This is a genomic window from Halalkalibacter sp. APA_J-10(15), assembly GCF_023017105.1.
Lineage (GTDB): Bacteria > Bacillota > Bacilli > Bacillales > Bacillaceae_D > Halalkalibacter.
This window is the reverse complement of the sequence record NZ_JALKEV010000007.1, coordinates 141172-153565: the sequence shown is the minus strand read 5'-3', so window position 1 is coordinate 153565 and position 12394 is coordinate 141172. Positions and strand designations below refer to the sequence as shown.

At 38.8% G+C, this 12394-nt stretch carries 14 protein-coding genes; 2 read left to right on the top strand and 12 right to left on the bottom strand.

Annotated features, from left to right (window positions below; translation table 11 throughout):
• Window positions 1–181: 181 nt before the first annotated feature.
• Together MW695_RS10450 and MW695_RS10445 are read right to left on the bottom strand one after the other, a co-directional pair.
• Complete coding sequence (locus tag MW695_RS10450; protein WP_247105256.1) at window positions 182–1186, bottom strand: FecCD family ABC transporter permease; 1005 nt, start codon at window positions 1184–1186, stop codon at window positions 182–184.
• A complete protein-coding gene (locus MW695_RS10445; RefSeq protein WP_247105255.1) occupies window positions 1186–2241 on the bottom strand; it encodes a FecCD family ABC transporter permease in 1056 nt (351 codons plus the stop codon). The genes MW695_RS10450 and MW695_RS10445 overlap by 1 nt, the downstream gene beginning before the upstream one ends.
• Before the next feature lie 156 nt (window positions 2242–2397).
• Here MW695_RS10445 and MW695_RS10440 point away from each other — a divergent pair, with 156 nt between their 5' ends.
• Window positions 2398–3378 carry an ABC transporter substrate-binding protein gene (locus MW695_RS10440; protein WP_247105254.1) on the top strand — a complete coding sequence of 327 codons (981 nt, stop codon included), beginning with the start codon at window positions 2398–2400 and terminating at the stop codon, window positions 3376–3378.
• A 50-nt stretch (window positions 3379–3428) separates the two neighbouring features.
• Here the strand turns inward: MW695_RS10440 and MW695_RS10435 are convergent, their stop codons facing one another.
• Window positions 3429–3926, bottom strand: coding sequence for a hypothetical protein (locus MW695_RS10435; RefSeq protein WP_247105253.1), 498 nt, complete (start codon window positions 3924–3926; stop codon window positions 3429–3431).
• Between the two features lie 306 nt (window positions 3927–4232).
• Between MW695_RS10435 and MW695_RS10430 the strand changes: the two genes are divergently transcribed.
• Window positions 4233–5180, top strand: a complete 948-nt coding sequence (locus MW695_RS10430) for an ABC transporter substrate-binding protein (RefSeq protein ID WP_247105252.1) — start codon at window positions 4233–4235, stop codon at window positions 5178–5180.
• Window positions 5181–5236: 56 nt separating this feature from the next.
• Here MW695_RS10430 and MW695_RS10425 read toward each other — a convergent pair whose 3' ends face one another.
• The 9 genes from MW695_RS10425 to MW695_RS10385 form a co-directional block, all read right to left on the bottom strand.
• Entirely contained in the window at window positions 5237–6091 is an 855-nt protein-coding gene (locus tag MW695_RS10425) for an ATP-binding cassette domain-containing protein (RefSeq protein ID WP_247105251.1), read from the bottom strand.
• A gap of 9 nt (window positions 6092–6100) precedes the next feature.
• Entirely contained in the window at window positions 6101–6484 is a 384-nt protein-coding gene (locus MW695_RS10420) for a GntR family transcriptional regulator (RefSeq protein ID WP_247105250.1), read from the bottom strand.
• A gap of 12 nt (window positions 6485–6496) precedes the next feature.
• A complete protein-coding gene (locus MW695_RS10415) occupies window positions 6497–7237 on the bottom strand; it encodes a hypothetical protein (RefSeq protein ID WP_247105249.1) in 741 nt (246 codons plus the stop codon).
• A gap of 11 nt (window positions 7238–7248) precedes the next feature.
• Window positions 7249–7725: a small multi-drug export protein gene (locus tag MW695_RS10410; protein ID WP_247105248.1), complete on the bottom strand. Its 477-nt coding sequence runs from the start codon at window positions 7723–7725 to the stop codon at window positions 7249–7251.
• A gap of 164 nt (window positions 7726–7889) precedes the next feature.
• Entirely contained in the window at window positions 7890–8300 is a 411-nt protein-coding gene (locus tag MW695_RS10405) for a hypothetical protein (RefSeq protein ID WP_247105247.1), read from the bottom strand.
• 274 nt (window positions 8301–8574) lie between these two features.
• Window positions 8575–8931 carry an MmcQ/YjbR family DNA-binding protein gene (locus tag MW695_RS10400; protein ID WP_247105246.1) on the bottom strand — a complete coding sequence of 119 codons (357 nt, stop codon included), beginning with the start codon at window positions 8929–8931 and terminating at the stop codon, window positions 8575–8577.
• A gap of 255 nt (window positions 8932–9186) precedes the next feature.
• A complete protein-coding gene (locus MW695_RS10395) occupies window positions 9187–9978 on the bottom strand; it encodes an AraC family transcriptional regulator (RefSeq protein ID WP_247105245.1) in 792 nt (263 codons plus the stop codon).
• A 154-nt stretch (window positions 9979–10132) separates the two neighbouring features.
• Complete coding sequence (locus tag MW695_RS10390; RefSeq protein ID WP_247105244.1) at window positions 10133–11317, bottom strand: DUF418 domain-containing protein; 1185 nt, start codon at window positions 11315–11317, stop codon at window positions 10133–10135.
• A complete protein-coding gene (locus MW695_RS10385) occupies window positions 11317–12393 on the bottom strand; it encodes a saccharopine dehydrogenase family protein (protein ID WP_247105243.1) in 1077 nt (358 codons plus the stop codon). Before MW695_RS10385 ends, MW695_RS10390 begins: the two co-directional genes overlap by 1 nt.
• Window position 12394 lies beyond the last annotated feature (1 nt).

Here is a 12394-nt window from a genome sequence, read left to right as displayed (position 1 = left end):
GAACAGAAATCATTCGCATCATCTTTTCTCTAAAATACAACTCGTTCACCTTCGATTAACGTTTAACAAATCAACAATAATAGCTTTGTTGCATTCAAAAAAGCTAATCGGCTCAAAAATTAACCCAATTAGCTTAAAAGCTTTATTTATACTATAATGCCTATCCTATCAAACTACTTTACTAATCCACCTTAATCAACAAATAAATAAAATACGGCGCTCCTAAAGCCGAAACAACAAGCCCAACTGGTATTTCAGACGGTGCTAGGGCATTACGTCCTATCGTATCAGCAACTAATAAAAGCAGGGCTCCCATTAGTGCCGTTGTCGGAATTAGAACGTGATACTTCTGCCCGACAAGTCGCCGTGCTAAATGCGGTGCGACAAGTCCTAAGAAAGAAATTCCACCACCAACCGCTACACAAGAGCCTGCTAGGGCAACAGAAAGAATCAATAGTATTCTTCTTTCCTTTTCAACATCAGCCCCGAGACCGGTTGCCACTTGATCACCTAATGATAGAACATTCAAATATCGTGCTTTATAAATAACAATTGGAATTAAAATGAGAATCCATGGCAAAATCGTTAATACAAACGTCCAATTCGCTCCCCAAATACTTCCTGAAAGCCAAATCGTTGCTTGCATAAAATCTTGTGGATTCATCTTCAATTGAACAATAAGAAGCGCAGCACCAAATGCCGCATTCACACCAATTCCGACAAGAATGAGCCTAACGGGTGTTACGCCTTGTTTCCAAGCAAGTGTATAAATGAGAAAGGCTGCTAGTAAGCCTCCGATTAAGGCTGCAACTGGCATGACAAATATCGAAAGCGTACCAAGACCTGAAACAGAACCTTGGAAGAAAAAGATAAAGAGAACAACAGCTAACCCTGCACCGGCATTAATCCCTAAAATCCCTGGATCAGCCAATCCGTTCTGTGATACCCCTTGTAAAATCGCACCTGACACACCAAGACCTGCACCAATAAGCAAGGCAATGACCATTCTTGGCAAGCGAAATTCAAACAATACGAGCTGATCATTTTCAGTTCCTGAACCGAATAATGTCTTAATTACATCAATCGGTGTAATTTTTATGTATCCTAAATTCAAACTCACAAAAAAGCTGATAACTATGAAGATCATAATGAGAATCATAATGAGAATCGGTTTCTTTTCTTTCATTACATTCCCCTCCCATCACGTCGAGCAAGGTAAAGGAAAAAGGGCACTCCAATTAAAGCCGTAATCGCCCCTACTGGTGTTTCAAATGGTGGGTTCACCATGCGCGCTCCTAAATCTGCTAATACTAAAAGCAACGCTCCTAACAGTGCCGAACACGGAATGATCCAACGATAATCTACACCTACTAAGAAGCGAGTGATATGCGGGATGACTAGACCTATAAATCCAATGGTGCCAGCGACTGAAACCGCTGCCCCGGTTAAAAGTAAAACGACAATCGTTCCCAACACTTTTACTAGTCTCGTTCTTTGTCCCAACCCCTTTGCTACATCTTCACCTAAACTTAAAACGGTTATCGAACGTGATAAAATAATAGCAAGAGTAATACCGACGATCGCAACTGGAATGAGGAGTTGAACACTGAACCACCGCACACCAGCAACGCCTCCTGCGTACCAAAAGCTAATGTCCTGGGCAACATGAAAATGAATCGCAATCATCGAGGAGATCGAGCTCAATAATGCGGTTACAGCAGCACCAGCTAATGCTAGCTTAACAGGTGTCAGTCCACTTCTTGAGAGACTTCCAATTGTAAAAACAAGCCCTGCTCCCAATCCAGCTCCGATAAATGACCAAATCATTAAGCCGAGATAGGATGTCCCTGGGAAAAAAGCAAATGCGATCGCAATCATAAATGCAGATCCAGCTGTTACCCCCATAATACTAGGAGAAGCTAACGGATTGCGTGTCATCCCTTGCATAATCGCACCAGAAACGGCTAAAAAAGCTCCTACTAATCCAGCTGCTATTGCTCGTGGCAAACGTAATTCTTGAATAATTTGATGCTCGGTCAAATCAGGATTAAACTGAAAAACTCCCGTCCAGACCGTTTTCAAATCAATACTAGCTGCACCAAATGATATTGATACAGCTATACCAAAAACAAGAGCAATCGCTCCAATAATTAGTATACTTACAGCGAAGACAGGTCGCGTCTTTAAATTCTTAACCTCTTCACTTGGGGAAAGCTCCGATTTCCTATCCTTTGTTTCCATCTTGACGCATCCTTTATAAAAGTTTATGATAATGAGAATTATTTTCAATATAAAGTATAGTGATTTACACCTATAAAATCAACAACAGCTTCTAAATATATGAAAATAAAATAAATAGTTTAAGAGAATCAGTTAGATACAGGGGGGAAATATACAATGAGCAAGAAACACAGAATTACTTCATTATTAGCCATTTTGCCTTTATTCATCATGCTTTCAGCGTGTAGCCAAGCTAATGAACCAGCTTCTGAACAAGAGCAAACACCGGATGCTCACCAAGAAGCTTCAGCGAACGAATATGTATTAACAGATGCGCTTGGAAATGAAGTGGACATACCTACTAACCCCGAACGCATTATTGCTTCGTATTTAGAAGATCATCTAATTGCTCTAGGAGTAACTCCGATTGCACAATGGTCCATTCATGATGGTGAAGGTGTGCAAAACTACTTGCAAGACTATTTAACAGGCGTCGAACCCATTCCATTCGACTTACCTTTCGAAGCCGTAACAAGCTTCTCACCTGATTTACTAATTATGAGCTCAGCCGAATTAGTATCTGAAGGAAAATATGAGCAATATGCTAGAATTGCACCTACCTATGTTGTGGCAGAGGAAACAAATGATAACTGGCGTGAAACCCTTACTCAACTGGGTGACGTGTTGAATCGTGAGGAAGAAGCTACAACAGTATTAGAAGGTTATGAAGCAAAGGCACTAGAAGGAGCAGAGCAATTGTCAAGCGAAATTGGGACAAATTCAGCAGCAGCTCTTTGGCTCACGAGTAATCAATTTTTTATTGTGAGCAAAAATGTATCAAGTGGCGCAGTCTTGTATGATGATCTTGGGATTACCATTCCAGCAACGGTTGAGAAGGTCTCAGAATCAGCTACTGGAAACTGGTCAGCTATTTCATTAGAAGAATTAGTTGAACTTGACGCTGACTATCTATTTTTAATTAATAGTGATAGTAGTGATGGCTCTGAAATGCTCGATGATCCATTATGGCAGAACATCCCTGCTGTCCAACAAAATCAAGTATACGAATTTTCATCTGATACAAGCTGGCTCTATTCAGGTCCAATCGCTAATGAACAAATCATTGATGATGTATTATCTAGCTTGATTGATAAATAATACGAAACAGCCTCGTTCTACGTCGACGTAGAACGAGGCTGTTTTTACCCTTACAAATCATAATACTCCCACTCAATTTCCATTCCCCATTCACCGGCAAGCTCTTCTAATTGTTCTACAAACTGGTCATCAATTTCTCTTGCTTCAAGAATCGTATCCATATATTGATCTGGATCTAAATCAATTAACCATTGATACTCTGCATCTAGCTCTATTTGCAAAGATTGAGTATATAGTTGATGAATTTCTTGTAATCTCTCATTGTCAATTTGTTCACCGTATTCTTCAGACTCAACAACTAGTTGCTCAAGTGTAGGGATAAATGTCTCTTCTGTATATACAACAACATCCTCTTCGAATTCAGCCGTTTCGAAAGCCTGCTCTGATTGTATCTGTAAGTTAACATATTTATCCGTCATCCCATTTGTATCCTCTAAATAATCTTCCATTAACCCAACATTCCCATTGATGGTATGGATGATCGAGCATCCTGAAACTATCCCTAATACGATGACTGACACGAAAACCATCATTACCTTTTTCAACATTTTTAATCATTACCTCCTGTTTTTTACATTTGAACCTATAAAATTATAGAGGAATGTGGAGAATATGGGAATAGACCGAATATCCTATTTTAATGCTTTAAACAAATTAATCTCCTAGTAAAGCTTCTTCCACTTGGGCTAACACTAAATGATATGCTACTGGACCATAACCAGTAACCCATTCTGAGTTATCAACAAAATACACTTGTTCCTGCTGTACAGCAAAAAAGCGTTAGACAATCAGTTACAAATAGTATAACATTAATGATAATGATAATCATTAATGTTAATGACGGAGGGTATAACATGCATTCAAAAGTTCAATTGTTCCTGGTTTTCTTATTACTACTATTAGTAGGTTGCAATAGTGAGAGCTCTAGTAGTTCTCCCGAAGCTATTGAAAATGTCGAAACAAAGCTATATACAGATGTAACAGGTAGGGAAGTTGAAATCCCTGTTGAGCCGACAAAGGTTGTCACAACCCAATTTTTAGATGCACTGCTAGCATTAGATATAACACCTATTGGCGCACCATCACACGTATTAGATAACGAGTACTTAGGGGATCTCCAAGAAGGAGTAGCAGATTTAGGTCACCCATACTCCATCGAAAAAATAATAGAATTAAAACCTGACCTTATTATTACTTCCGATCCAGATGAAGTAGAACAACTAATGAAAATAGCGCCAACTGTTGTCGTCCCATGGATGTACGGCGATGTATTTGCACAGTTTAAAGAAATAGCTTCCATATTGGGGAAGGAGCAACAAGCTGAACAATGGATAGCAAGCCTCGATAACCTTGCTGCTAATGTACAAGAGGACGTTGCTACTAAGATCTCAGAGGATGAAACTGTCTCGATATTCATGACGTTTGGTAAAGATGTACTCAGAATATACGGAGGAAGAAATATAGGACATATTATCTATCGCTCTTTAGACTTAACACCTCCGACGTACATAAAGGACAGGTTAGAACAAGACCCTACGTTCGAAGAGTTTGTCTTCGATCAAATTTCAATGGAAATGCTACCTGAATATGCAGGTGATCACATCATCATGCTCGTTTACGACCAAGAAGCAAGAGATGAAGGCGGGATGTTTCATCAAGTAGAAGAAAGTACGCTTTGGCAAAATCTTGAGGCTGTTCAAAATGAACAAGTATACTATATAGACCCTGATCCTTGGTTCTCTTATTCTCCTATTGCCATTGAGAAATCATTGGAAAAAGCTAGCAAGCTTTTTTCAAATTAGTAAAGGAAAAGGGTTTATCCAAAAGTCATTTCTCACCTTTTAGATAAACCCTTGCTTTATTCAAAATAATACTCCATCACTTCATCTAACTCTAATCGTTGTCTATGGGTAACTTGAACATCCTTTTCCTGAAGAATTTCTTCAACATTAGGGAGATGATCCGTTACTATTTGTAAGGGCGCATGACTAATCGATTTTACATTTGGATGGTCTTCGAGCTGCTTGGGTAATGAGGATATCCAAATTCTTGCCCAGCACTCTTGAAGTTCGTCCTTTTCAAACTGATCAATAATCTGTCCTTGATTAATGAACCATATATAATCACTTAATTGCTTAATCTCATCCTGTTGATGAGTCGCAATAATAATACTCCTTGCACCACTTTCCATATAATCCATTAAATCTTCCTTCATCTTTCGTTGTGAAATGAGATCAATACCTGAAGAAGGCTCATCAAGCAATAATAACGATGGGTGATGGGCAATCGCTAAGATAAAATCAATCTTTTTCTTCGTTCCTGTTGAACAATTACGATACTTTTCACTCAAATCAATTTCATAGCGCTCTACTAACGATTCATACCACTCGTGATCCCAATTTGAATACCAATAAGAGACAAACGATGTTAATTCTTTAATGGACAATTGTTCAAATACATTATACAGCCCAATTCCCACATAGCCGACAGACTGTTTGAAAGAAGTCTCCTTATACCTTACATTTTCGTTATTCCATGTGATAACCCCTTGATCTTCATGGACCTGATTCATTAATAAACGGAAAAATGTACTCTTTCCAGATCCGTTTGGACCGACTAGAGCGACAATTGCACCTTGCTCCACTTCGATATCAATAGGACCAAATGAGAAGGATTTATAGCTTTTCGTTAATTGATTCACCTTTAACATCATCTCACCACACTATCCTTTTTGATTCATAATTTGATCAAACGCTATTCGAATTTCTTCTCTCGTACTACCCATTAGCTCAGCTTGCTCAATGGCTTGCTGTAGTGCGGAAAGAATGACTTCTTGCTTCGTATTTTGTTTCATACTATGATCTAATTCCTTTACAAACGTTCCTTTACCTTGAACAGTTTTAATAAACCCATCATTTTCCAGGTTTTGATACGCTCTCCTCGTTGTAATGACACTACAGGCCAATTCACTAGATAGTGCTCGAATAGAAGGAAGTAACGTATGAGCAGATAGCTGCCCACTCACAATTAACGTTTTCACTTGCATTTCAATTTGATGATAAATCGGTTGCTTACTATCGTCTGATACAACGATCGGTAGCTTCATAACTCCAGCCTCCTACACATAGTCTCTCGTTAAGAGGCGTTTCTTCAAAATGTGATAAAAGATCACGCAAGTGCTTCCCCCAACTAAAACGGAGATACTTGCAGCGAACCAACCATAGTCTTCAATTAAACGAAAGCTCCATTCAACAATACCAACATTATATACATGCTGGAACAATAAAATTAAGACAATATAAATTAAAAGAAAGACGAATGAAAACAAATAAAGCATCTTCCCATTTGTCCCAAACTCAACAAACGTGTTAAAGCTTCCGAATAGTAACGTATAGCCGAACCAAGCGATGATAAAGATCATCCAATTCTCCACAGATACATATTGAAAGAACGGTTCTGCTATTCCGATTGTAAGAACAGTATAAAAGACGATCGACATCGTCAATAGCGTCAGTAGCATAAATACTATTCGACTTAACGCAATGACACTAATTGGAATTGGTAATGCCCGGTAAAAACCAATTCGTTTCCCAAAAGGGTCTTCTTTAATCGTTCGAAACGTTAAATAAGGTCCCGACATAAACAATGCTGAGAAAGACGGTAAGATCCCTAGAAAAATCAGATCATGCACAAATTTGCTATAGAAGATATCTTCGCCACCATACATTTGCCTGGCAAACAAATCAAAAAGCGGGATCGTAATTAGACCGATAAAGGCTGCCGCTAACATCGTTAACAGAAATGCCCCACTGTGAAATTTCAATTCTTTTTTAATGAGCCATATTGAACTCTTCCACATCCTTTACCCCCCTATTCTGTAAAAAATCGTTCAAGGAAAGGATGCTCAATATTTAATACATCAATACCGAAAAGTGCCAGTATAGATAGAACGATACTCCAACCACAAATACTAATGAGCATCCAAACCGTTACCGCTTTTTTCGTACCACCGAATACTAACCCTAAGAAAGCAACTAAGTGACTTCCGATAATAAACGGCGCAAGCAACGCAAAACCAGGTAACCCATATTTTTGCCACATCCTTTGTGCTCTTGCCGCTTTTTTACTCGACCGTTCTTCTCCCTTCTTTTTCTTGCGCCACTCTCTAATTTTATCAAAAAAGACGATTACAATTAAAACGGTCAGTACATTTCCGGCTATCGCAAGAATGACTGAAGGAGCAAATGACAATCCTCCAAATACGGCAATCGGGCTAATATAAATTGCTTCCATAAGCGGTGTTGCTGACAATAAAAAGACTAATACATACATCCATAATACATCCATCATTTCAATCACCTCAAAGTGTTATAGTGTTTATATCAATATAAACAGTATAACACCATTTACCGTATTGTCAACTACAATAATAAACCTCCATGCAAATAAGCTTGCCGAAATCTCGTTACACGAAATTTTAACGACAAGCTCAAGTTGGACTGTAAATCCTGCTAAAACTGAATAAATAGGTAACAAACAAAGATCGCAATAAGGACTGTATCTACAAGCGCAAGATACAAACCTATTTTAGACGATTTCACTTTTTCTAATTTATAGTTAAATAGACAATCATACAAGCTTATGATGAACAGAATGCCTGCCATAATAGCGACAACTAAATACTCTGTCACTAAGACTGCTAATATGTAAATCAACCATCTCCGAAAAAAATTGAATGTAAAAATGAGAACAAATATTGAAAAGGAATTAGGGTTTACATCTAATTCATCCTCAGTTTGAATCTCTCCAAGCCCTTCTTTAATCTGTTTATGTTCTCTTAAATAGCTAATATTGATCCACAATAGAACGAAGCAATATACGATAATAAACATTTCTTCATTGTTTAGCACAAATTCAGGCAATGGCACTCCTCCCTTCAATTACTCCAGGACATTTCAATCAATAACGACGCCTATTTTTCATTATAACACGAACCTCCTAAATGATTGGTACGAGTTATGTTTGAGAGACGTAATGAGGTCACTGATTTGACTAGCAATGGCTTCACTCGTTACTCGTTTGATAAGAGCATATCAAGCTTTTTAAAATAGACAAACTGCTTCGCGCAATGCTAAAAGGGCACCGAAAAAGTTAAAAGCAAACTTTTTCAATGCCCTCTGAAATACGCCCCCCGTTTCAAGCTTTCAATTCTTCCTTTTTTTTCTTCGTTAATTTGGAGAACACGAGTCCATAGGATTCCTCGATCATTTGTTCCATAATTTCCTTAGGTACATCACATTCTTCAAGGAGAACCGAATTCCAATGCGTCTTATTAACATAGTATCCAGGAATGACACTTTCGAACTCCCGACGGTAATGATCTGCTCTTTCAGGCTCACATTTTAACGTAACAATTTGTTTTCCTTCACCGTTTGTTCCCATCATCGCAAAAATCTTCTCACCGACAAGATACCGTATCGCTTCCCACTCTTCCTTATAATCACGCTCAGCTCCCAATTGCTTCTGACAGACTTCCTCAATAAACGATTGCACGCCTAATCAACTCCTGTTTCTTCATTATGCTGACACAGCCAACACATACTGTTAATGATTTTATGAATGTAAGGTCATTCATAACTCGCACACAATATGTACAAGCTTTGCCAAACTATTTGTTTTAGTTAAGCACATGCACATGCTTGCCCTTATCGTATCTACAACACTTTTCAATGTATTGTAAAAAAACGACATACACGTTATATCTCTTGTATCATCTGAGGACACCGAAAAAGTTAAAACCCAGCTTTTTCAGTGCTCTTGTATCATCCTCTTAGGAGTCCTTCCACTAAATGTTTTAAAGTCCCTTATGAAATGAGATTGATCAACATACCCATACTGATAAACTAGATCTGCTGCATCACACGTGCGAGTAGCGTACATTCTTCGCCATATTTTCTGAAAGCGAACAAGATTGATCATTTTTTTCGGAGAGAGTCCGGTGTATGTTCGAAATAACCGTTCCAGCTGTCGTGCCCCAATCACACAATGCCTCTTTAGATCCTTCTGCGTAATAGGATCATTCGCCTGTAGTATCAAGTCCATGCTATTAAGAAAGTCAGGGTGAAGCTGTTTTCTTTCTTCAACTATCCTGTTCAATAAAACATTCTCGATCAGCTTTATCTTCTGTGCAGGATTCACACTTATAAAATGTTCACTTTGAAATAATGATGTTAGCATTGGAAAGTAATCCTTTGAATCACCAATTATATTTTTAGTTGATGTCAAATCCTCCGCAGAGAATAACCAACCACTCCACCCAAAAAAACGAATTCCTAACACGGCGCTCGCTAACTCCGTTGTCGTATCAAAATAAGTATCATTCATTCCCGAAAAGATCGAACGAACCTTATTTGATTCTTCATCAATATAGATCAAAACATCCATACATAAATCGGGAATCACACGCGATCGAGATTGAAGCAGGTGATCAAACCAAAAACAATGGACATACGTCTTTAAGATCGGGTGAGGCTCATACTCATCATAACCAATTTGATGAGGTTTAGCCGTTAACGTTTGAAACCGTTCCAGAAATTTCACGTCTACCTCCTGCTTTCATCTTTTCCTAACTCATTCGCCATTTAAAATTCGATTCCTCTAAAAAGTTCGTAAGCTTAACTGTTGAAAAAGAAACAATCCAAAAGGAAGCACTTCTCTTGGCGTAAGGATTCGTTATATAGTTGCTTTCCTAGCTTCACACCTTATAATACGTATACTTTCGCCACAGCCACTCCATTGGCCCCATTTTATTACGACTTAACCAATATCGGCTTATGAATATTTGGAATATAAAAATAATAACAGCAAGTAGGAAGCCAGCAGCTGCTTCAATTTTTCCGAACAAGCCAAGGCCATAGCTATAAAACAACGATGTACAAATAAGCGTTTGAAGCAAATAGTTGGTAAACGCCATCCTTCCAACAGGCTGAAAAAAAGCAATGATGACTCTAAACCGTTGTGATTGCATACACACATAGATAGCACTTATATAGAAAAGAGCTAGAGCTGGCCCACTTACAGAATACCCGATATACTGAATCACATAATAAGGTGAGCTAATATAATCGACATAAGATTGAGCCCAAATGGACAACAGAGCAAAGGGAAACCCAATGCAGAAGCTATAATTTCGAATTCGTTTCATCGTCCCTATATGTTGCTTGGCATTGGCAATTAGACGGCTCTGCCATGCATACATACCAAGTAGAAAAAGCCCAAGAATAACAGGCGCCATAAGGATATAGCCTTGATAAATCATAGCTATATCAACTAAACGCTGCAGAAAAATCTCCCAAGCTGATCCATTCGCATAAGCATATAGAGCTTGATCATACATATCTCCAACTACCTTGGGAAAGGAGCCTCCTGAATCAAAACCGACTAACAATAATAGTGAAAGCAACACCAACGGCATGATTAGTAATGCTCCAGACCAAACGAGCAATGTCCTACTCTTCTTGTTCAAATAAAAGGGTAGGAGAAAAGCGATGAGGGCATATAATGTTAAAATATCTCCATACCAAAAAAAGAAGAGGTGAATGAGTCCAACAACAAGAAGAAAACGAATCCTCCTTCGATAGATTGACCTTGCATGCACCTCTTTATTTTCGAGCCTTGAAAGGAACAGAGCAAACCCAACTCCAAACAAAAAGGAAAACAAACTAACAAATTTAAATTCAAATGCCACAGTCACAATGATCACAACAATCTCATTTAATAGACCCTCGCCCTTCGATAGACCTAGTATATCGGCAAGCAAAGCTGGCGTTGAAAAATAGCTCATGTTTACAACGAGTATACCAAACAACGCTATTCCTCTGAGTACATCTAACTCTAATAAACGTTCCTTCTCCTTTGTTGGAACTACTTTCCCCTCCATCATACTCCCTCCGCTTCTCGTTCCCAACGTACTGTAGGCTGCAGATCTTTATACACTTCGCCCCATTGAAAAAGTTGTTCGATATGCATAACACCAGATGAATATACGCCTTCATATAATTTCTTTGCGACCATACTCGTTACGGATGCTGTTATTTCTGCCTCTTCTTTACCATGGACGGCTGACTTCACGATCATCTTTTGACCATCTTTCATTCCAATTACTTCCGTACAGACAGCAAAGTCAGATGAACCCCATTGGAGCTTTTCAAACAGCACCAGAAGGAGCGCTTCAGGAAATAGGTGAACCAACCGACTTACTTTTAGTAAATGGACCGCTTGTGTGACGAAACGAGAATCAAAGCAAAGTCTTGTCGATACTGGTATGTCAAGCCTCTTTCCAAGCACATGCTGATCAGCAAAATTAAAACGGTAAGCGTTTCTTTTATTCAATTGACTAACAAAATCAGTCGCTTTTCCATCTGTAAAGCCTGGATAGCTCACAACCTCCTCCTTCTCCCTCAACTTAAACGTTTCCTTCGTTTGCTGTAATGTCCAACGAATGGCCTCCCTCCCATGCTCATCTCCTAGTCCAAGCATGATAAAAAGATTCATTTCCGTTAAAGTATCTAATTTCGCCGCGGCCCAAGTAGCTAACAGGTTTGATATACCTGGAGCTAAGCCAACACTCAACAGCGCCGTCGCTTCATTCTCAATCGCTATGTCATTCAACTTCTCTACCTGTTCAATAAAAGAATAGGAGGCCGTAATATCAATATACGTGATCCCATGCTTGAGACATTGCACAACAAAATCGGTAGAAGTTTGCTCCACACACATAATGACAATTCGAACATCATGTAATAATGCAGGATCTACCCCTTCGCTCACATCTATATACAAGGGAAGCACCTTTCCATTTGTAGATTGTGCGAACTCCTTCGCCTTCTTTTCATTTCTTCCTGCTGCATATACGATAGAAGGGAAATCATTCGCGAGCTGGCGACAAACCTTTCGACCAACATGACCATACCCGCCAATGACGATGATTTTATCTCTAATTTCCTTCATGATCATT

Bases quoted from the DNA above. Each gene is read 5' to 3' on its own strand.
- MW695_RS10450 (WP_247105256.1), bottom strand. From the start codon at position 1,186: ATGAAAGAAAAGAAACCGATTCTCATTATGATTCTCATTATGATCTTC.
- MW695_RS10445 (WP_247105255.1), bottom strand. From the start codon at position 2,241: ATGGAAACAAAGGATAGGAAATCGGAGCTTTCCCCAAGTGAAGAGGTT.
- MW695_RS10440 (WP_247105254.1), top strand. From the start codon at position 2,398: ATGAGCAAGAAACACAGAATTACTTCATTATTAGCCATTTTGCCTTTA.
- MW695_RS10435 (WP_247105253.1), bottom strand. From the start codon at position 3,926: ATGTTGAAAAAGGTAATGATGGTTTTCGTGTCAGTCATCGTATTAGGG.
- MW695_RS10430 (WP_247105252.1), top strand. From the start codon at position 4,233: ATGCATTCAAAAGTTCAATTGTTCCTGGTTTTCTTATTACTACTATTA.
- MW695_RS10425 (WP_247105251.1), bottom strand. From the start codon at position 6,091: ATGATGTTAAAGGTGAATCAATTAACGAAAAGCTATAAATCCTTCTCA.
- MW695_RS10420 (WP_247105250.1), bottom strand. From the start codon at position 6,484: ATGAAGCTACCGATCGTTGTATCAGACGATAGTAAGCAACCGATTTAT.
- MW695_RS10415 (WP_247105249.1), bottom strand. From the start codon at position 7,237: ATGTGGAAGAGTTCAATATGGCTCATTAAAAAAGAATTGAAATTTCAC.
- MW695_RS10410 (WP_247105248.1), bottom strand. From the start codon at position 7,725: ATGGATGTATTATGGATGTATGTATTAGTCTTTTTATTGTCAGCAACA.
- MW695_RS10390 (WP_247105244.1), bottom strand. From the start codon at position 11,317: ATGGAGGGGAAAGTAGTTCCAACAAAGGAGAAGGAACGTTTATTAGAG.
- MW695_RS10385 (WP_247105243.1), bottom strand. From the start codon at position 12,393: ATGATCATGAAGGAAATTAGAGATAAAATCATCGTCATTGGCGGGTAT.